The 20,407-nt window shown below is 67.9% G+C and carries 17 protein-coding genes; 5 read left to right on the forward strand and 12 right to left on the reverse strand.

What is annotated here, in order from left to right; translation table 11 throughout:
* Positions 1–26: 26 nt before the first annotated feature.
* Positions 27–3,350: a bifunctional diguanylate cyclase/phosphodiesterase gene (locus THITH_RS11470; RefSeq protein WP_232222197.1), complete on the reverse strand. Its 3,324-nt coding sequence runs from the start codon at positions 3,348–3,350 to the stop codon at positions 27–29.
* 197 nt (positions 3,351–3,547) lie between these two features.
* Between THITH_RS11470 and hisI the strand changes: the two genes are divergently transcribed.
* The 5 genes from hisI (at position 3,548) to THITH_RS11495 (ending at position 9,196) form a co-directional block, all read left to right on the forward strand.
* The gene (hisI, locus tag THITH_RS11475; RefSeq protein WP_025367516.1) at positions 3,548–4,018 is read left to right on the forward strand and encodes a phosphoribosyl-AMP cyclohydrolase; all 471 of its coding nucleotides are present in this window, start codon (positions 3,548–3,550) and stop codon (positions 4,016–4,018) included.
* On the forward strand, positions 4,015–5,424 hold the full coding sequence (cysS, locus tag THITH_RS11480; RefSeq protein WP_006747937.1) for a cysteine--tRNA ligase: 1,410 nt from the start codon (positions 4,015–4,017) through the stop codon (positions 5,422–5,424). Before hisI ends, cysS begins: the two co-directional genes overlap by 4 nt.
* Positions 5,421–6,095, forward strand: coding sequence for a DUF1007 family protein (locus tag THITH_RS11485; RefSeq protein WP_006747936.1), 675 nt, complete (start codon positions 5,421–5,423; stop codon positions 6,093–6,095). The genes cysS and THITH_RS11485 overlap by 4 nt, the downstream gene beginning before the upstream one ends.
* A gap of 40 nt (positions 6,096–6,135) precedes the next feature.
* Complete coding sequence (locus tag THITH_RS11490) at positions 6,136–7,278, forward strand: nickel/cobalt transporter (RefSeq protein ID WP_006747935.1); 1,143 nt, start codon at positions 6,136–6,138, stop codon at positions 7,276–7,278.
* 103 nt (positions 7,279–7,381) lie between these two features.
* On the forward strand, positions 7,382–9,196 hold the full coding sequence (locus THITH_RS11495) for an AMP-dependent synthetase/ligase (protein ID WP_006747934.1): 1,815 nt from the start codon (positions 7,382–7,384) through the stop codon (positions 9,194–9,196).
* Positions 9,197–9,232: 36 nt separating this feature from the next.
* Here THITH_RS11495 and THITH_RS11500 read toward each other — a convergent pair whose 3' ends face one another.
* The 11 genes from THITH_RS11500 to cysE all read right to left on the reverse strand — a co-directional run bounded on the left by THITH_RS11500 (position 9,233) and on the right by cysE (position 20,397).
* A complete protein-coding gene (locus THITH_RS11500) occupies positions 9,233–10,393 on the reverse strand; it encodes an aminotransferase class I/II-fold pyridoxal phosphate-dependent enzyme (RefSeq protein ID WP_006747933.1) in 1,161 nt (386 codons plus the stop codon).
* A gap of 9 nt (positions 10,394–10,402) precedes the next feature.
* The gene (der, locus tag THITH_RS11505) at positions 10,403–11,812 is read right to left on the reverse strand and encodes a ribosome biogenesis GTPase Der (RefSeq protein ID WP_006747932.1); all 1,410 of its coding nucleotides are present in this window, start codon (positions 11,810–11,812) and stop codon (positions 10,403–10,405) included.
* Positions 11,813–11,860: 48 nt separating this feature from the next.
* On the reverse strand, positions 11,861–13,018 hold the full coding sequence (bamB, locus tag THITH_RS11510; protein WP_025367517.1) for an outer membrane protein assembly factor BamB: 1,158 nt from the start codon (positions 13,016–13,018) through the stop codon (positions 11,861–11,863).
* 30 nt (positions 13,019–13,048) lie between these two features.
* The gene (locus tag THITH_RS11515; protein ID WP_006747930.1) at positions 13,049–13,663 is read right to left on the reverse strand and encodes a YfgM family protein; all 615 of its coding nucleotides are present in this window, start codon (positions 13,661–13,663) and stop codon (positions 13,049–13,051) included.
* 28 nt (positions 13,664–13,691) lie between these two features.
* Positions 13,692–14,966 (reverse strand): histidine--tRNA ligase, encoded by a 1,275-nt coding sequence (hisS, locus tag THITH_RS11520; RefSeq protein ID WP_006747929.1) that lies wholly within the window; start codon positions 14,964–14,966, stop codon positions 13,692–13,694.
* A 58-nt stretch (positions 14,967–15,024) separates the two neighbouring features.
* Positions 15,025–16,395: a helix-turn-helix domain-containing protein gene (locus THITH_RS11525; protein WP_006747928.1), complete on the reverse strand. Its 1,371-nt coding sequence runs from the start codon at positions 16,393–16,395 to the stop codon at positions 15,025–15,027.
* The gene (gene pilW / locus THITH_RS11530; protein WP_006747927.1) at positions 16,388–17,179 is read right to left on the reverse strand and encodes a type IV pilus biogenesis/stability protein PilW; all 792 of its coding nucleotides are present in this window, start codon (positions 17,177–17,179) and stop codon (positions 16,388–16,390) included. Before pilW ends, THITH_RS11525 begins: the two co-directional genes overlap by 8 nt.
* The gene (rlmN, locus tag THITH_RS11535) at positions 17,176–18,309 is read right to left on the reverse strand and encodes a 23S rRNA (adenine(2503)-C(2))-methyltransferase RlmN (RefSeq protein ID WP_006747926.1); all 1,134 of its coding nucleotides are present in this window, start codon (positions 18,307–18,309) and stop codon (positions 17,176–17,178) included. The genes pilW and rlmN overlap by 4 nt, the downstream gene beginning before the upstream one ends.
* 157 nt (positions 18,310–18,466) lie before the next feature.
* Entirely contained in the window at positions 18,467–18,898 is a 432-nt protein-coding gene (ndk, locus tag THITH_RS11540; protein WP_006747925.1) for a nucleoside-diphosphate kinase, read from the reverse strand.
* Positions 18,899–19,051: 153 nt separating this feature from the next.
* Entirely contained in the window at positions 19,052–19,546 is a 495-nt protein-coding gene (locus THITH_RS11545) for an Rrf2 family transcriptional regulator (protein WP_025367518.1), read from the reverse strand.
* Positions 19,547–19,599: 53 nt separating this feature from the next.
* Positions 19,600–20,397, reverse strand: a complete 798-nt coding sequence (cysE, locus tag THITH_RS11550; protein ID WP_006747923.1) for a serine O-acetyltransferase — start codon at positions 20,395–20,397, stop codon at positions 19,600–19,602.
* Positions 20,398–20,407 lie beyond the last annotated feature (10 nt).

Here is a 20,407-nt window from a genome sequence, read left to right on the forward strand (position 1 = left end):
GCGGGCCCCGGCCCGCCTGCAGGGGGTCATGATACCGGCTCCTCCCCCGCCAGTGCCCGCGCCAGCCATTGCACGCACTCACCGACCGGCAGCGGGCGGGCAAACAGGAATCCCTGTCCGGTGCGACACCCCCTCTCCAGCAGGAAATCGCGTTGAGCACGGGTCTCGACTCCTTCTGCCACCGGTTCCAGGTGCAGGCTGCGGGCCATCGCGATGATCGCCGACGTAATCTCCTGGTCGTCGGGATCGTCCGGCAGGCCATCGACAAACGCACGGTCGATCTTCAGCACATCGACCGGGAAACGCTTCAGCGCCGCAAGTGACGAATAGCCTGTTCCGAAATCGTCGATCGCGACCCGAACACCCAGATCCCGCAACGCGACCAGCACCCCGGTTTCGGGCCCACCGCCCTCCATCAACGTCGTCTCGGTGATCTCGAACTCCAGTTGCTCCGCCGGGAACCCGGTTTCGTCCAGGATCGCCTGGATTCGCTTGAGCAGATCCTTGTGTTGCCACTGCAGCGCCGACAGGTTGACCGCGAGCCGCATCGGCGGCCTGCCGGCATCCAGCCAACTCCGCCCCTGGGTGCAGGCCTCCCGGAGCACCCAGTAGCCCAGCGGGACGATCAGGCCGCTGTCCTCTGCGATCGGAATGAACTCGCCCGGTGGAACGATCCGTCCTTCTGAGCTTTGCCAGCGCACCAGCGCCTCGACCCCGACCGGAGTTCCGGTCGCGAGGTCCACCTGGGGCTGGTAATGGAGCAGCAGTTCGTTGCGCTCGATCGCGCGACGCAACCGAGCTTCCATGCTGAGACGCAGATTCGCCAACCGCGTCAGCGCCGCCGTGTAGAACTGGTAGGTGTTGCGGCCCCGGGACTTCGCCTGGTACATCGCGGCATCGGCATGCTGGATCAATTCGGTCACCGTGGTGGCATCGTCCGGGAACAAGCTGATGCCGATACTGGCGCTGACGAATAGTTCGCGGCCGTTCTCGATGACGAACGGCTGCTCCAGAAGCTTGAGCAACACATCAGCCAACTGCCCTGCAGCCTCCGGATCACGCGGCTGCTCCAGGATCAGGAGAAACTCGTCGCCGCCCAGCCGCGCCAGCGTATCCTGCTCCCGCAGGCGCCCCGCAAGCCGTTTGGCCACCTCGACCAGCAAGTGGTCCCCGACCGGGTGTCCCAGACTGTCGTTGATGGTCTTGAACCGGTCCAGATCCAGAAACAGCACAGCCACCTGGTAACGGTTCCGGCGCGCGCGCGCAATCGCCTGTTCCAGCCGAACCTGCGCCAACAGACGATTGGGGAGATCGGTCAGCGGATCGTGATGCGCCAGGTGCTGCAGCTGTTCTTCGGTCCGCTTGATCTCGCTGATGTCGGTGAACACGCCCGTGTAGTGGATGGGCCGGCCGTGCTCGTCGAGTACGCGGCTGATGCTCAGCCACTGCGGGTAGACCTTGCCGTCGCGCCGTCGATTCCAGATTTCGCCCCGCCAGTGCCCCGCGTTCCGCAGCGACTTCCACATGGCCAGGTAGAAATCCGGCCCATGGCGCCCGGATTGCAGGAAACGAGGGTTTTGACCGACGACTTCCTCCTCGTCGTAGCCGGTGATCTGCGTAAACGCCGGGTTTACGGAAACGATTCGGGGCGACAGGTCGGTGATCATCACTCCGTCCCGGGTGCTCTCGATCACGGCGGCGGCCCGGCGCTGCCCCTCGGCGGCTCTCCGGCGTTCGATCGCGGCACCGATGCTGGCCGCAATGATGCGCAGAACGTGTTCCTCGACACGACTCCAGGCTCGATTGCGAGTCACGGCATCGAACCCAAGAAACCCCCAGAAGCGCCCCTCGACCAGGATCGGAACGACCAGCACGCTGGCGATTTCCTGGGGTTCCAGCCATTGGCGCTCGTTCACGGGAAAATCGCGGACGAAACCCTTGACCAGTTCACCCTGGAGCAAATGCTCGTGCCAGCGCGGCAGGGTCGTGGGCAGATCGACGTTCTGCAGCTCGGGGTTCTGCAGCTGCGGCGTCACCCCTTCCCGCACCCATTCGTGGCGCTGGCTGCAAACCGGACGGCCGGAGGTGGGGTCTGAATGCTGTTCGAACACGTAGACCCGATCGGCCGTGGCAATCGCTCCCAGTTCCGCCAGTGCCTCGTCGATGACCGCGACGACATCGTCCTCGCGCAGCAGATTCAGAGTCAGGGCCGCAACCATCTGGAGCGCGTGCTCCCGCTCCCGAAGCATTTGGACTGAGCGGCCCTTGTCCACTGCCAACCCGGCAATACTGGCAAACTCGCCCAGCACTTTCGCCTCGCGGTCCGTCGGTCCGCGCCGCTCTCGGCCGAATGCCGCCAGCGCTCCGATCGCTCGCCCGTGGCCATCGCGGAACGGGACCGCCCAGCAGGCCCGGCAACCCGCTTCGCGCGCAGCCTCGACGACCGACTGGCTGACCGGGCCCTGGTCGAGATCGTCGAGGTAGACCGCCTGGCCGCTGGCGACCGCGTGCGCGCAGGGCCCCGGCGTGCTTTCCGCGATACGCACGACCAGTCCCTCGGGCAGGCTCGGGGCCGCGCCGAAACGAAGAATGCTTTCATCGTCCTCATCCCGCAGCAGGATCGCAGCCCGCAGGCCCGGATACGCGGCCTCGAGCCGGACGCAGATCGAAACCAGCAATTCCTCGACGGCACGGTCCGACGCCAGTTCGCTGAAGACCTGCACCCGAGCCGCTTCCATCAGGCGGTCAGCGACCTGCGCGGTGACGTCGGTGAGTACACTCTGGAACCGCGCGGCGCCGCCTTTGCCATCCCGGATCAGCGTGGTGTGGTCGTCGATCCAGAGCCAGTGTCCGTCCCCGTGCTTCAACCGGTATTCCTGTCGAAAGCGGTCGGTGCCCCGCGCGAGATGCCGTGACACGTCCGCAAGCCTCCGCGCGCAGTCGTCGGGATGGACCAGGTCGATGTAACGCAGCCGGCCAGAGGTCAACTCCAGCGGATCGTGGCCCCACTCCCGGATGTTGGCGCTGACGAAGGTCACCGGCCAGCCGTCGGAGCCCCGCCATTCCAGCCCGACCAAAGGCGAACGGTCGATGAGCTGGCCCAACCGCCGGGCGTCGCGGGTCACCTCGGCCCGATGGACCAGGATTTGCCGCACCAGCAGAAACAGCATCAACGCGGTGACCGTCACGAAGACCCCGCCCTTGATGCTCTGCAGATGGCCGAGACGCGCAGCATCGCCGTTGGCCAACGTCAGGATCAAGTGATCGGAGTACAGAACCCAGAGCAGCGCGACCAGCCCGTACAGCCCCGCGACCCACAAGGCTGTCCGCAGTGCACGCCGTTCATCCATCCGCTTCATTCGTGCCCGCCCCCCTTGGGCCATGCCGTCCGTTCGTCCCGCACGCCCCCCGCATGCGTGGCGTTCGCCGAGCGAGTACACTCCCGCATCGAATTCCGGGAACTTCGCACCCCGGAGACGCTGCGGTGGGGTGCTACCATGTGCAACCGTCCCAGGCGATTCACCCAGGTGGAGCCGAATCCCCCGACATGTTCAAGAATATCGAAAAACAGCCCCGAGGCACGCGCTTTTCTCGCGCCGAGTTGCTGGCGGTGCTCAAGCGCAACGCCGACGGCCTGATCCCCGCGATCGCACAGCAACACGACACCGGCGAAGTGCTGATGATGGCCTGGATGAACGACGAGGCCCTCGAAGAAACCCTTGCAACCGGACGTGTCTGCTATTTCTCGCGCTCCCGCGGCCGCCTCTGGCGCAAGGGCGAGAGTTCGGGTCAGGTGCAGCATCTGAAGGCCCTGCACATCGACTGCGACGGCGACACCCTGCTGCTGCGGGTGGATCAGACCGGCCCCGCCTGCCATACCGGACGTTCCAATTGTTTCTTCCTGCGGGTCGACGGCGACGAGGTCGTGATCACCGCAGACCCGCTGATCGACCCGGAAACGCTGTACCGCGGCACCGGGGAAACAGCGCCCGGGCCCGCGTCGGGAGGGTCGCGATGAACCAGACCCTGCGGCTGCACAATACCCTGGGCGGGAAGCTGGAACCCTTCGTTCCCGATGATCCGGAACGGGTCACGATGTATGTCTGCGGCCCGACGGTGTACAACTTCGTGCACATCGGCAATGGCCGCCCGGTCGTCGTGTTCGACGTCCTGTTCCGTGTGCTGCGCGCGTTGTACGGGGCCGATCATGTGTTCTACGCACGCAACATCACCGACGTCGACGACAAGATCAATCAGGCCGCGGCCGAAAACCACGAGGACATCGGCGTGCTCGCCGCGCGCTACACGCAGGCGTTCCACGAGGACGTGGCCCGCCTCGGTGCCTTGCCGCCGAGCCTGGAGCCACGCGCCACCGAGCATATCCCGCAGATGATCTCACTGATCGAGCGCCTGATCGCACGCGGACATGCGTACCTGGCGGACCACCATGCGCTGTATGCGGTGCATTCGTATCCCGAGTACGGGCGCCTGTCCGGCCGCAGCCTCGACGATATGCGCGCCGGTGCCCGTGTCGAGGTCGCGGAATACAAACGGGATCCCGCGGATTTCGTGCTTTGGAAACCGTCGAAACCGGGAGAACCCGCGTGGGAGAGCCCGTGGGGCCCCGGACGGCCGGGCTGGCACCTGGAATGCTCGGCGATGATCGAGACCCACCTGGGCGAGACGATCGACATCCACGGCGGCGGGCACGACCTGGTCTTTCCCCACCACGAGAATGAGATCGCGCAGGGCTGCGGCGCGCACGGCGTCGAATACGCGCGTTTCTGGGTACACAACGGGCATGTGACCGTCGACGGCGAGAAGATGTCCAAGTCGCTCGGCAACTTCCGGCTACTGCGCGAACTGCTGACCGCCTACCCCGGTGAGGTGCTGCGCCTGGCACTGCTCGCCCGGCACTACCGGGCGCCGCTGAACTTCTCCGAGCGCGGACTGGCGCAGGCGCGCAGCGCGTTGAACAGCATGTACCGAGTGCTGCGCGACCATGCCGGCACCCCCGCCGCCGAGGTGGACGAACGCGAATCGCCGGTGTTCGCGGCGCTGCTCGACGATCTGAACACCCCGGAGGCGATCGCCGAACTGCACCGCATGGCCGACGCCCTGGCCGGCGCTGCGGCGCCGGCCGAAGCCGCCCGGCACAAGGGGGCGCTCCTCGCCGCGGGTGAACTGCTCGGCCTGTTGCAGCAAGACCCCGGCGACTGGTTCCACGCAGGCACCGACACCGGTCCGGATGCCGAGTGGATCGAGCAGCGCATCGCCGAGCGGCAAGCCGCGCGCAAGGCGCGCGATTTCGCGCGCTCGGACGCGATCCGCGATCAGCTCGCGGCGGCAGGGATCCAGCTGGAAGACACGCCTGAGGGTACGCGCTGGCAGCGCATGGACGCGGTATCCAGCGAAACGCCATGAGCCGGCGGGGGACCCGCAACCGGCCACAGACCCGGAACCCCGGCCGCTGGCTGGCGCTGGCGGCGCTGCTGGCTGTGGCCGGCGCGGTACAGGCGCATCCGCATGCCTGGATCGACCTGCGGGTCAGCCTGACCTTCGAACCCGGCGGCGACCTCCACGCGATGCGGCAGGAATGGATGCTGGACCCCAGCTACAGCCACCTGCTGTTGCAGGACCTGGAGGCCTCCTACCCGGGGCTGGCCCTGACCGCCGCGCTGGACAAGATCGGCGCGCGCATGCTCGCGGCCCTGCGCGACTACGACTATTTCACCGAAGTCCGCCGTAGCGGCGATCGGCAGACCATCCCCGATGCCCGCGAAGGCCGTCTCGAATGGCGCCAGCGGCGCCTGCACCTTTCCTTCGAGCTGCCGCTGGAACAGACGCGCCCGGATGCCGATGCCCCGCTCGAATACCGGGTCTACGACCCGAGTTACTGGATCGAGGTGCTGCACGATGCGGAGGATGTGATCCACCTCGACCGCGGGCAGGGATGTACCACGCAGATCGAGTCGCCCCGCCCGGATCCGCGTCTGGTCGCCTACGCCGCAACGCTGGACCGCAACCAGCGCGCGCCGCTCGAGGATCTCGGCCGGGCGTTCGCCGAGCGCGTGCTGATCCATTGCGATCCCTGAAGACCCGAGGCCGCCCACCACAGCCCGAGAGGCCAGCCCGATGAGACGCTGCCCAGACGCACCACGTTCCGGCCATGCCCTGCCAGCGCTGATCGCAGCGGCCTGGCTGCTGCTGTTCGCGCTGATGGCCCCCGTGCCGGCTGCGTCCAGCCCGTTCGCATCCGCCTCTCCGGAAACGCCCGAGCAGACGGCAGGAGCCCTGGAGCGCATGTCCGCCTGGGTCATCCAGACCCAGCGCGACCTGCACCGGCAGCTGACCGGGATGCTGCACCAGCTGGACGAGGCGCCCACCGCGCGGACGGCCTGGGCTCTGATCGTGGCGAGTTTCCTCTACGGCATATTCCATGCGGCCGGCCCCGGCCACGGCAAGGCCGTGATCAGCACCTACCTGCTGACGCACCCGCTGACGCTGCTGCGCGGAATCGGGCTGTCGACTGCGGCAGCGCTGATGCAGGGCGTCACCGCGATCGTCGCGGTGCTGGTGCTGATCGGCGTGCTCGGCTGGCTCGCGCGCGACACCATGGGCCAGGTGCGCAGCCTGGAACTCGCGAGCTTCCTGCTGGTGGCATTGCTCGGCCTGTGGCTGATCGGTCGCGCGTTACGCGCGATCTGGCGCCTGCGGCGGGAAGCGCGGTCCGCCGCTGCCGGCCTGCCGTCCGGGGATGCAGCACCGGCGTCGGCCAGCGGCGATCGGGCAGCGCCGCATTTCACCCGCATTGCAACGGACGACACGGGTCTTCCCGCTGTTCCCCGGCTGGCTCAGGCCCCAAGTGCTCCGGCGCATCGGCATCACCCGGGCTGCGGCTGCGGCACCCCCCACCATGTCGATCCGACCCAGCGCGGCCCCTGGTATGCGACCGTGCTTGCGGTCGGAATCCGCCCGTGCTCGGGAGCGGTGCTGGTGATGGCCGTGTCGTACATGCTCGGCATCTGGGCCGCGGGAATCGCAGCGGTCCTGGCGATGTCGCTGGGCACCGCGATCACGGTATCGGCGCTCGCGATCCTCGCGGTGCAGGCGCGCGGCTGGGCACGGCGCCTGCTGCGCCCCACGCGTCTCTCCGGGCTGCGCTATGCCGGACCCGGGATCGGGCTTGCGGGCGGCGCGGTGATCTTCTTCGTCGGCTGGACCTTGTTCCAGGGTACGCTCGCGATCGAACCCGTGCGTCACCCGCTGGGGCTCTGATCGATCCGGCGGTGGCAGACCTGCCGTTGCTGTTGCACTATGGGCGTCCCCCGGCGCCGAAGGCTGGAGACGCCGGGCACCTTGTAGCGACGGCAGGAGAACCATGACCACGACCGTGATCACGCCGGAACGCGCGGGCAGCCTGGCGGGCCTGTTCCGCGAACGCGTCGACGCCAGTCCGGAGAAGGTGGCCTACCGGCAGTTCGATCCGGCCCGGGGCACCTGGGCACGCTGCACCTGGGCCGACATGGCGCACGAGGTCGGACGCTGGCAGATGGCCCTACGCCGCGAAGGACTGGAACCCGGCGACCGGGTGGCGATGATGCTGCGCAACTGCCGGGAGTGGATCACCTTCGACCAGGCTGCGCTGGGACTGGGACTGGTCACGGTTCCGCTGTACACCGACGATCGCCCGGACAACGTCGCCTATATCCTTGAGCAGGCAGGCGTGAAAGTCCTGCTGCTGGAGGACCGGGCGCAGTGGCGACGGTTGCATCCCGTGCGGGACCGGTTGCCGACCGTGACGACGATCGTCTCGCTGCGCGGTTTCGACGACGACAGTGCCCCCGGAGATCCCCGCCTGACCGCGGCCGCCGACTGGCTGTTCGGACTCGACGGCGACCTGATCACCCGCCTGGAGGAACCCGACCACCTCGCGACGATCGTCTATACCTCGGGAACCACCGGGCGCCCGAAAGGCGTGATGCTGTCGCACCGCGCGCTGCTGTTCAACGCGCATGCGGCCTCCCAATGCGCACCTCTCGGTGGCGAAGACGTGTTCCTGTCGTTCCTGCCGCTGTCGCACACGCTGGAGCGCACCGCGGGATATTTCCTGCCGATGGCGGTTGGCGCGGAGGTCGCGTTCGCGCGCTCGATCGCGCAGCTCGCCGAAGACCTTCGGGTCGTGCAGCCGACAGTGCTGGTTTCGGTGCCGCGCATCTACGAGAGTGTCTATGCGAAGATCCAGGCGGGTCTGAAGCAGAAGCCGGCATTCGCGCGGCGGCTGTTCCAGGCCACGGTGAACACCGGCTGGGCGCGGTTCGAATACCTGCAAAGACGCGCCGGCTGGTCGCCCCGCCTGCTGCTGTGGCCGCTGCTCCGGCGCCTGGTCGCGCGGCAGGTGCTGGAACGTCTGGGCGGGCGTCTGGAATACGCCGTCTGCGGCGGTGCCCCGCTGCCGCCACCGATCGCCCGATTCTTCATCGGGCTGGGCCTTCCGGTGTATCACGGCTACGGGCTGACCGAGGCCAGCCCGGTGGTCACGGTGAACCGCCCCGATGACAACCTGCCCGCGTCGATCGGCAAGCCGCTGCCCGGTGTCGAGATCCGAATCGGCGAGCAGGACGAGCTGCTCACCCGCAGCCCCAGCGTGATGCTCGGCTACTGGCGGAACGACGAGGCCACCGCGGCCGCGATCGACTCCGATGGCTGGCTGCACACCGGCGACAAGGCGCGGGTCGACGATCGCGGCTTCGTGTTCATTACCGGGCGCATCAAGGACATCATCGTGCTGGGCAACGGTGAAAAGGTGCCGCCCGCGGACATGGAAATGGCGATCCAGCTCGACCCGCTGTTCGACCAGGTGCTGGTGATCGGCGAGGCGCGGCCGTTCCTGTCGGCGCTGGTGGTGCTCGACGACTCGGCCTGGCGCGAATTCGCAGCCGAACTCGATATCGACCCGGACAGTGACGACGACCTGCGCGGCCGCTTCGCCGAACGCAGCCTGCTGGCGCGCGTGCAGGCACAGCTCAAGGATTTTCCCGGCTATGCGCGGATCCGGCGGCTGACCGCGTTGCGCGAGCCCTGGACCATCGACGACGGCCTGCTGACCCCCACACTGAAGATGAAGCGCGCACGCATCCTGGACCGACACCGCGACCATGTCGACCGGATGTATGCCGACTACACCGACGCCTGATTTCCGGGGCCGCGCCGCACCGCCGTTGCCGGCATTTCAGCGTGCGAGCACCCGGGCCATGCGCGCCACCGCCTCGGCCAGACGATCCCGCGGCTGCGTGTAGGCGATCCGGACGTGATCCCGCCCGCCGGCCGGGCTGAAATCGGTCCCGGGCGTCAGCGCAACCGCGGCTTCGCGCAGCAGCCGCGCGCACAACTGCTCCGAATCGGCGCCGTAGCCGGTGCTGTCGGCGTAGAGGTAGAACGCGCCTCCCGGCCGCGCGCGCACCGGCAGCCCCAGCGATGGCAGGGCTTCCAGCAGGAAGTCGCGGCGCTCGGCGAGTTCCCGCACCCGGGCCTGCAGCAATGCGTCGGTCTCGGGCTCGAACGCCGCGAGCGCCGCCTCCTGGGCCAGCGTCGACGGGGCGACGAACAGGTTCTGCGCCAGCCTGCGCACGGGCTCGATCCAGTGCTCGGGCACGACCATCCAGCCCAGCCGCCAACCGGTCATCGCGTAGTACTTGGAGAAGCTGTTCAGGATCACCGCATCCGGCGCGACTGAAAGCGCCGTCTGCGGCGGGCTGTCGAATACCAGCCGACCGTAGATCTCGTCGACGATCAAAACCCCGCCGCGGGCACGTACCGCTTCCGCGATCGCAGCGATCCCGGAAGCGGACAGGAGCGTTCCAGTCGGGTTCGACGGCGACGCGAGCATCACGGCCCGGGTATCGCTGCGCCACGCCGCGGCCACATGGTTCGCAGTCGGTTGAAAGTCCTGCTCCGCGGTGACCGGGAGCAGGTCCGCGCGGGCGCCCAGCGCATGCACGAACTGGCGGTTGCAGGCGTAGCCGGGATCGGGCAGCAGCACGCGGTCGCCGGGGTCGGTCCCGGCCGCAAGCGCCAGCAGGATCGCCGCCGACGCACCCGCCGTCACCACGACCCGTTCGGGATCCAGATCCACGCCGAAGCCGCGCCGGTAGTCGGCGGCGATCGCCGCGCGCAGCGCCGCGCTGCCATGCGCGGCGGTGTACCGGGTGCGGCCGCCGGCGAGAGCCCGCTGCGCGGCGGCGACGATCGGCGCTGGCGTCGGGAAGTCGGGTTCGCCCACCTCCAGGTGGATTACGTCGGTCCCCTCGGCCTCGCGCTCCTGGGCCTGTGCAAGAATCTGCATCACCCGAAACGGTTCCAGCGCCCCTGCGCGCGCGGACAGCGTCGCCATCGGCCGATCTCAGCGCCGCTTCACGTGCCGGAGCAGCCGCTTGCGCTTGCGCTGCTGGCGCTCGGTCAGTACGTTCCTGCGCCCGGCAAACGGGTTCTTGCCGCTGCGAAACTCCAGCCGCAGCGGCGTGCCGACCAGCCGCAGATGCGTGCGGAAGAAATTTTCCAGGAAACGCCGGTAGCTGCCCGGCAGCGACTCGGTCTGGTTGCCGTGGATCACGATCACCGGCGGGTTCTGACCGCCCTGGTGCGCGTAGCGCAGCTTGATGCGACGGTGCCCCACCAGCGGCGGGGCATGCTCGGCCACGGCCGATTCCAGCAGGCGCGAGAGCTGCGGCGTCGACAGCTCGACGAATGCACTCGCGTGAGCCTCGCGCACATCGTCGAGCAGGTGGCCGACATTGGTGCCGTGCAGCGCCGACACCAGCCGCATGCGCGCAAAGCGCAGAAAGCCCAACTTGCGCTCCAGGTCGAGGCGCACGCGTTCGCGCACATCCGGATCGAGCCCATCCCATTTGTTGACCGCGAGCACCAATGCGCGGCCCGCGTCCAGCACCATGCCCAGCAGGTGCGCGTCCTGGTCAGCGATCCCCGCCTGCGCGTCCAGCACCATGATCACCACATGCGCGGCATCGATCGCCTGCAGCGTTTTCACGACACTGAACTTCTCGACCGCGTCGTGCACGCGGGCCCGCCGCCGCACGCCGGCCGTGTCGATCAGCGTGTAGTCCTGGCCGTCGCGCTGAAACGGGATGAAGATGCTGTCGCGCGTGGTGCCCGCAATCGGCGTGGCCAGTACCCGCTCCTCGCCGAGCAGTCGATTGATCAGCGTGGACTTGCCGGCGTTCGGGCGGCCCACCAGCGCGACCCGGATCCCGGGCCAGCGATCCAGCGCGGTACCGGGATCGGCCGCCCCGTCGTCGCCGTTCGGGGCCAGCGCGTCATGCACGCGCTGCATCAGCTGCGAGACGCCGCGGCCATGCGCGGCCGCAATCGGCGCGATCGCGCCGAGGCCGAGCGCGTGGAATTCCGCAGTGGCCGAGTCGATATCCAGGCCGTCGGTCTTGTTCGCGACCAGCAATGCCCGCACGCCCTCGGCACGAAGATCGCTGGCGATCGCCTGGTCCTGCGCGGTCAGACCCGAGCGGGCATCCACCAGCAACAGCACCAGATCCGCCTCGCGGATCGCCTGCCGCGTCTGCTGGGCCATCGCGGCATCCATCGTCGCGTCTTCGCCCGAGAGTCCGCCGGTATCGACGACCATGTACGGAAAGCCGCCGACCCGGCCGATTCCGTATTGCCGGTCCCGGGTCAGCCCCGGCAGGTCGGCAACCAGCGCGTCGCGGGACCGCGTCAATTGGTTGAACAGCGTCGACTTGCCAACGTTGGGCCGCCCGACCAGGGCGATCACCGGGATCATCGCAGGCCCGGACGTGCGGGGCCGGTCGCAGCGGCCCCGGAAAAGGTCTCAGTCATTGCCGACGCGCGCCCGGATCGCGCTGAGCTGGCCGTTGGCCGCCAGCACGTAGAGCACGCCGTCATCGAGCACCGGCCGGCTCACGATGCCCCCGGATCCCGCTCGGGTTCGAGCCACGATCCCGCCATCGCGGACATTGAGCCAGTGCAGATAGCCCTGGTAGTCGCCTACCACGGCCTGGTCACCGGCCACGACCGGTGCGGTCAGGCCGCGCAGGCGCAGATCCCGCTGCTGCCAGAGGTCGCCGCCGTTGCGCGGATCCAGGCCCCACACGTGACTGTCGCTTGCGGTCATCACCAGAATCTCGGAGTCGGAATGGATATCGCCCCCCTGGTAGGACGAAAAGTCCCGGGCCCAGATCAGGTCGCCGCTGTCCAGCGTGACGGCGGCCAGCCGGCCCTGGTAGGTGGTAGCGAAAGCCACGCCCCGGTACACAGGAATATGGCCATCGGCATCGATCAGGCGTTCCAGATCCGAACGCCCCGACGGTACCGCCAGCGTCGCCTCCCACAGCACGTTCCCGCGCTGGGCGCCGAGCATCAGCATACGCCCGTTGTCGAAGCTTGCGAGCACCCGCCCGGGCAGCATCCGCGGCACCTGGGCGCCACGCAGACTCAGCGCCGGCGTCGTGCGCAACACGGTCCACTGAACCGAACCCGACGCCGCATCCAGCGCGTGCAGACGCCCGTCGTTGCTGCGCGCGACCACGATGCCCCCGGCAACTGCCGAGATCCCGAGCAGCTCGCTCGACAGTTGGGTACGCCAGATCTCGTCGCCGTTTTCGAGGTTCAGCGCGATCGCCTCGCCATCCAGCGTGCCGACGACCGCGACACCGCCGCCGACGCCGACCCCGGACGAAATGCGCGCATCGCCTAGCCGCGTCTCCCAACGGGGGCTGCCGGAATCGCGGTCCAGCGCGGTTACACGGCCCCTGGCGTCTGCGGCCACCACCAGGCCGTCGGTCACGCCCGGCTGCACCTGCCAGAGGTAGCGGTCGCCGCTACCGCCGATCGAACGCGACCAGAGCGTCATCGGGCTGCCCAGCGCCGTAAACTCCGGCAGCGGGGCCGGCGGTTCAGTGGTATCCCTGGACCACAGGCCGCAGGCCGCCAGAGACAGGACCAGCGCGGTCGCGAGCGAAAGACGCAGCGCTACGGAGATCATGGCGTCGGGCACCCCTTATGCGGACAGTTCATCGAGCTTCAGGCGCAGGTATTCGGTGTTGTGCCCTGCTGCGAGGGCCTCTTCGTAGAACTGCCGCGCGCGCTCAGTCTCCCCGCGGTCACGGGCAATGTCGCCGTGGAGTTCGGCCCGCAGACCGGCGAACGGCTCGTCGCGGACCTCGCCCAGCAGTGTCTCGGCCTCGTCGAGTCGTTCCTGGGCCACCAGATGCCGCACCAGGCGCAGCGTGAGCACCTGCCGGTAGCCCTTGTCCCGCGCGTTCTCGCGCGCCTGCTCCAGCGCATGGATCGCGCGATCGTCATCGCTTTGCCGCACCGCCATGTCGGCGATCAGGGCCCAGCCCATCGCGGCATACGGGGTACCGCGGCCTTTCTCGACCAGATCGGTGGCCAGCGCCGAAGCCTGCGCATACTGGCCGGCCCCGACATGCGAGAGTACCGCCATGTAGATCTCCGAGGCCGCCTCGGCTTTTGAGGCCTGGCGGTCGGTCCACCAATTCCATCCAAACAGTCCGGCGATGCCGAGCACCAGCCCGCCGATCACGGCCGCGCCGTTGTCCGACCACCATTTCTTGATGGCCTCCGCCTTTTCCTCGTCGGTGAGGTAGCTCATCGTCTGTTTCCTCCGGAGTGATTCCGGTTCATCGGCCCAGCCGGGCCTGCATCAATGCGGCCAGGTCGTCCTGGGACACGGTCAGCTGACTCGCGCCCGGATCGCGCATGGCCTTGACCACAGCGGTACCGGACGCGATTTCGTCGGGGCCGAGGATCACCGCGTAGCGGGCGCCGGTCCTGTCGGCCTTCTTCATCTGCGCCTTGATGCTGCCGCCGCCGCAGTTCAGCACCAGACGCAGGCTGGGCAGCGCATCGCGCAAACGCTCGGCGAGCAGCAGCGCCTGGATTCTGGCGTCGTCCGCGGGCACCACCAGATAGATGTCGGGTCCTTCCGGAGCCGCCACCGCGGACTGCTCGGCGAGCAGGCTGACCAGGCGCTCGAGCCCCATCGCCAGCCCGATCGCCGGTGTCGCACGCCCGCCCAGCTGTTCCACCAGCCCATCGTAGCGCCCTCCGGCACAGACCGTTCCCTGCGCGCCAAGTTCGTCGGTGATCCACTCGAACACGGTGTGAGTGTAGTAGTCCAGGCCGCGCACCAGCCGGGGGTTGTGGGTGTAGACGACCCCCAGCGCATCCAGATTCGCGCGCAAGCCCTCGAAATGGGCCCGCGAGTCGGCGTCGAGATCGTCCAGCAGGGTCGGCGCCTCCCGCGCAATCGCCGCGGTGTCCGGATGCTTGCTGTCGAGCAGACGCAATGGATTGTCGTGCAGACGCCGCAATGCCTCGGGATCCAGCCCGTCGCGATGCACCTCGAAATAGTCGATCAGGCGTTCCCGATAACGCAGCCGGCTCGCCGGCGTACCAAGGGTGTTGAGTTCGAGGCGCAGGTTCCGCAGCCCGAGCGCCTTCCAGAGCCGCGCGGTAAACGCCAGCATCTCGGCGTCCACGTCCGGCCCCTGCAACCCGAAGACTTCCATCCCCACCTGGTGGAACTGGCGGTAACGCCCCTTCTGGGGCCGTTCGTGCCGAAACATCGGCCCCTGGTACCAGAGCCGCTGGACCTGGTTGTGCAGCAGCCCGTGCTCGATCCCCGCGCGCACGCAGCCAGCGGTACCCTCGGGCCGCAGGCTGAGCCGATCGCCGTTGCGATCCTCGAAGGTGTACATCTCCTTCTCGACGATATCGGTCACGTCGCCGATGGAACGCGCGAACAGTTCGGTGAACTCGACCGCCGGCAGTCGAATTTCCTGGTAACCGTAGGCGTCGAGCAGTGACCGGAGACGGTCCTCGAGGTACTGCCACAGGTACACGGTATCGGGGAGGATGTCGTGCATCCCCCGGATCGATTGGATCGCCTTCATGTCCGGCAGCTCCCGCTACCTTCGGCATCGGCATGGGCCAGCATCATTCGGGATCCAGTCATTCGAGATCCAGGCTGAATCGAGCGGTGCGGTCGCCACGCGTGTGCGGCGCCAGATCGACGGGCGCGGCGTCGCGTACCAGGCGGACAGCCGGTGCGTTGCCCAGTACCACCCGCGCCGGCAGTTCGACGACGACCCGTTGTTCGTCGCCCGAATGGTAGATGCCGCGCAGCTCGACACGGTCGGATGCCGACCGGATCTCCACCCAGGAAGTGTCTTCGAACGCGAGCGTCAGGACTGCGCTCCCCTCTTCCGCCGGCGCTGCAACGGTTTCGGCGGGGGCTTCGGTCACTGCCGTGTCCGGTGCCGTCGCATCCGGTGCAGGTGCATCCGGCTCAACGGCGGGCGTCGCCGGAGTCGGGGCCGCCTCGGCGGGCTCGATTTGCGGTGGCGGCGCGTCCGCATTCGGCACTGCGGGGGGAGCCGCGTGTTCCCGATCGGGCTCCTGACGCGGGGCAACGTCGACACCGACCTCGGGGTCGACGACCGATGCGAGTGGCTCCGGCAGCGGCTCCAGCGCCAGGGGCTCGGCAACCGGGCCCACAGGTTCACCGCCGGGGCCCCAGGCGACGTCGGCAGGCTCATCCGGGGGTGCGGCAGGAGCGGACGGCACGCCGGCAACCGGCTCGTGGTCGGGCGCTGCCGGTTCCGATGGCGTGGTCGCAAACCGGGACGGAATCTCGCCGACCCAGGCGACCAAGCCGGCCAGCGGATTCCCGCGTTCCGGCTCGCCCTCGGTCCAGGCATAAATGCCGAGGCCGAACGCGGTCACCAGAATCGCCGCGACCATCGTGTACCAAAGCGCCGCACTGAACCCCAAATGCCCGGAGGGGTTTCGCTGTACCGTGGGCCGCACGATCGGATCGGAGTATCCCAAGCCCTCGTACGCCCGTATCCAGCGATCGGCGTCGGCCCCCAGTTCGCGCGCGACCGCGCGCAGGTACCCCCGCACATAGGCCGGAGGAATCGAATCGAAGCGGTTGGCCTCCATCGCCTCGATGATTCGCCGTGACAGCCGCGTCCGCATTGCGAGCGTGCCGATGTCCAGCCCGCGCTGCTCGCGCGCGCCGCGCATTCCCGCGCCCGGACTCCCGGAGAGAGCCTCCGCGTCGGTCGCAGGGGGCTCTGGCGACTGGACCCTTGTGTTCAGCAGGTCCGACGCCGGCCTGCCGGCGTCGTACGCCGCAGGGAGCGGCGCGGGCTCCTGGTCGCGCCGGTCAGCGGCCAGGCCGCTGACCTCCGGTCCGGGTGTCTCTGCCTCGCTACGCCGACTGCCGCTGCGCAGCCGCCCACCGGCGGACAGATCGCCGGTCTCGTCGACATCGTCCAGGTGCCCGAACACCGGTTCCTTTTCCCTGCGCTCAACCACGCTGACGTTCCTCGCGCAGGAGTGTGGCCGCCTCGTCGCTATCCCGGAAATCCCGTTTCAGCCGGTCGGCACAGCGCCGCGCATCCTCGGCATTGCCCAACTGCGTCTCCGCCCGGTAGCAGAGCAGCAGCGATTCCGGCATCACGATCCCCAGGGCCTCGAGCCGCGACAGAAACGCCCGGGTCTGAAACGGCCGCCCAGCCTCGAAGGTCAGCTGGGCCAGCTCGTAGAGTGCTTCCGGGGACTCCGGATCGATTCGCAGCGCTTCACGCAAGCGTTCTTCCGCACGTTCGCGGTCGCCGGCACGCGCATGGCATTTCCCTGCGCTCAGCAGAGCAATCCCGCGCGCAGGATAGGACGGGTTGGCAATCGCCCGTTCGAGCAATTCGAGTCCCTCGCGATAATCGCCCTTGCGGCAGAGCAGATCACCCAGATTGGTCTGCGCATAGGGATCGCGTCGATCCAGTGACAGCGCCCGCCGATAATGTTCCTCGGCTGAGTCCAGCGCGCCCTGCCTTTCGCGTAGCGAGGCCATGCCCAGGTGTGCCAGCGCGAGGTTCGGATCGAACTGCAGCGAACGCTCCAGAGCACGTTGTGCCTGGGCCAGTTCGTTCTGGCGCAGGTAGCTGACCCCCAGTTCCGCATTGATTTCCGCCGCACGACGCTGGTCGTCCGAGGCCTGCGGCTGCAGCCCCGCGCAACCCGCGAGCAGGCTGGCCACCAGCAGCCAGAAACCAATCCGGAATACGCGAACGGTCGGCCGTGCCGCGGGAACCCGGCTCATGCGCGGGCACCCGCCGGCTGTGGAAGCGCCGCGTGCAGCCGGATCATGCGTGCCTCGCGTCCGCTGCGGTCGGCCACCTGTCCGACCAGCTGCCCGCAGGCGGCGTCGATGTCATCGCCGCGGGTACGCCGTACGATCGTCACGAAACCAGCATCGTCGAGCAGCTTCTCGAACACCTGCACCGCATTGGCCGACGGCCGAACGAACGGAGAACCAGGAAAAGGATTAAACGGAATCAGGTTGATTTTGCAGGGTACATCCCGCAGCAGCGTGATCAACTCCCGCGCATGCTGCGGCTGATCGTTGATCCCGGCCAGCAGCACGTACTCGAAGGTCACCCGATGGTGCCGGGCCCCGTCGCGGGTATACCGCCGGCAGGCATCGAGCAGCTCGCGGATCGGATATTTGCGATTGATCGGTACCAGGCGGTCACGCAGGGCGTCGTTCGGCGCGTGCAGGCTCACCGCCAACGCCACGTCGGTACTCGCGCCCAGACGATCGAGCGCGGGCACCAGACCCGAGGTGCTGACCGTGACCCGCCGCTTGCTGAGTCCGTAGGCATTGTCGTCCAGCATCAGGTCGACCGCATCGACGACGGCTTCGACGTTCGCCAGCGGCTCGCCCATGCCCATGAACACCACGTTGGTAACCGCCCGCGAGCGGCCTTCCGGAATCGGCAGACGCCGATTGGCCAGCCACAGCTGCCCGATGATTTCCTGCGCGCTCAGGTTGCGGTTGAACCCTTGCTGCGCCGTGGAGCAGAACGTACAGTCGAGCGCGCACCCGACCTGCGAGGAAATGCACAGGGTTCCGCGGTCGTCCTCCGGTATATAGACGGTTTCGATTGCGTTCCCGTCTGCGAGGCGCAGCACCCATTTGACCGTACCGTCATCGGAGCGTCGCTCCAGCGCAATCTCGGGCAGTTCGAGGGTCGCGAGCAGGCCGAGCCGCTCGCGCAGCGCCTTGGAGAGATCGGTCATCGCGGCAAAGTCGGTGACACCACGCTGATGGATCCACTTCACCAGCTGGGTCGCACGAAACCCCCGCTCCCCCCAGTTCTCGAACTGGCCGGCAAGGCGCTGGCGCGGCATGCCCAGCAAATTCAGTCGGTTGGCGGGAGATGCTGACATGGCTTCTGTTCAGGGACCGAAAGTGCTAGTTTAATCCACCAACGACGCGCGCGCACTCCGGGGCACCGACAGGTGACCCGGGCTGTCAGACCCGGTGACCGCACTCGAACAGATCTCTGCGGCAAGTCCTGCGTGCCGGAGCCCGGGGCGCTTCCCGCTAGCGGGTACGTGGACAAATGGCCGCTTCGTCGAAGAAAAAGGCGATTTCGGTCTTCGCGGTATCAGGACCATCGGAGCCATGGACCGCGTTTTCGTCGATGCTGGTCGCGAAGTCGGCACGGATGGTTCCCGGAGCTGCTTCCTTCGGGTTGGTAGCGCCCATGATGTCACGATGCCGGCGGATCGCATCCTCGCCTTCCAGCACCTGCACCATCACCGGACCCGAGATCATGAAGTCGACCAGATCGCGGAAAAACGGGCGCTCCCGGTGCACTGCGTAGAAGCCCTCGGCCTGGTCGCGACTCAGGTGCAGCATACGCGCGGCCACGATCTGCAGCCCCCCTTTCTCGAATCGGCTGTAGATATCGCCGATCACGTTCTTGGCGACCGCGTCGGGCTTGATGATGGACAGGGTACGCTCCTGGGCCACAGATGATCTCCTCGATGGTGTTTGAAAACAAGAACCCGCCAGGCGGCGGGTCCATGACGCTGCAATCGCGGCGTAGTCTAGCGGCAGCCGGCACCCAGGGCAACGAAACCGGGCGCCGCCGGTTCGTGGACGCCGGAGCGGGCTGCCGCCGATTCAGCGGGATTCCGAATCGGCCGCTGCCGCGATCGGAATCGTGTCCCGGCCTGCACTGGATTCCGGCAGCCCAGCGCGCGCGGCACGTGCTGCCCGGTGCCGGTGCAACACGTCGGCAAGCGAGCGCTCACTCAGGAAGCGTTCGACCTGCCGGCTCAGATCGGTCCAGAGGTCATGCGTCAGGCACTGCGAGCGATGGGTGCAGTTGGCCTCCCCTCCGCAACGGGTCACGTCCACCGGTTCGTCGACTGCGACGATGATATCGGCCACGGTGATCGCCTCGGGCGGGTGACTCAGGCGGTAACCGCCGCCCGGTCCCCGGCTGCTGCTCACCAGCCCCTTGCGCCGCAGCCGGGCAAAGAGCTGCTCGAGATAGGAAAGCGAAAGGTGCTGCCGTCTGGCCACGTCGGCAAGCGATACCGGCCGCTGTTGCGCATGCATCGCGACATCGAGCATCGCGGTCACGGCGTAACGTCCCTTGGTGGTCAGCTTCATCGCGGTCGCGCCCTCCGGCATCCAGGCAGGAGGATGGTACCCGATGAGCCCGATCAGGTATTTCCCGAGGTTTTGCGTGGGGGAATTTCGCATTCCTCGGGCTCAAGCCCCTCGAGATCGCAATTCGAGATCGGATGCAGTTCCTCGTCGGTACCGATGTCGATCCCCGCTTTCTTCAGCGCTTCACAGGCGCGTTCCATGCGCTCGTCGACCTCATGCAGATGATCGACGATCCGGTGGATCGCATTGGCCACCGGGTCCGGCATGTCGCGGGTCAGACCGTAGGCGTCGAAGCCCATCCGGTCGGCCATCGCCTTGAAGCGGGGGTTCGGCTCCGGCCGCGGCCCGAGCACCCGCGCGGGGATTCCGACCGCGGTTGCGTCCGCAGGGACGTCGCGCAGCACCACCGCGTTGGAGCCGATCCGGGCCCGCGCGCCGATATGCACCGGCCCCAGCACCTTCGCGCCGGCACCGATCACCACGCCGTCGTCCAGCGTGGGGTGGCGCTTCCCCCTGTCCCAACTGGTCCCGCCGAGGGTCACCTGGTGATACAAGGTGCAGTCGTCGCCGATCTCGGCGGTTTCGCCGATCACCACACCCATCCCGTGGTCGATGAAGAAGCGGCGCCCGATCCGCGCCCCCGGGTGGATCTCGATGCCGGTGAGCAGCCGCCCGACGTTCGCCAGCACGCGGGCCAGCCACCGCAGCCGCCATCGCCAGAGTCCGTGTGCGAGCCGATGCACCCAGACGGCGTGCAGACCCGGGTAGGCCGTAAGCACCTCGAACGAGTTCCGCGCGGCCGGGTCGCGAGCGAACACACACTGAATGTCTTCACGTAGCCGCTGGAACATGGGAAACGCC

This window comes from Thioalkalivibrio paradoxus ARh 1 (assembly GCF_000227685.2).
Taxonomy (GTDB): Bacteria; Pseudomonadota; Gammaproteobacteria; order Ectothiorhodospirales; family Ectothiorhodospiraceae; genus Thioalkalivibrio; species Thioalkalivibrio paradoxus.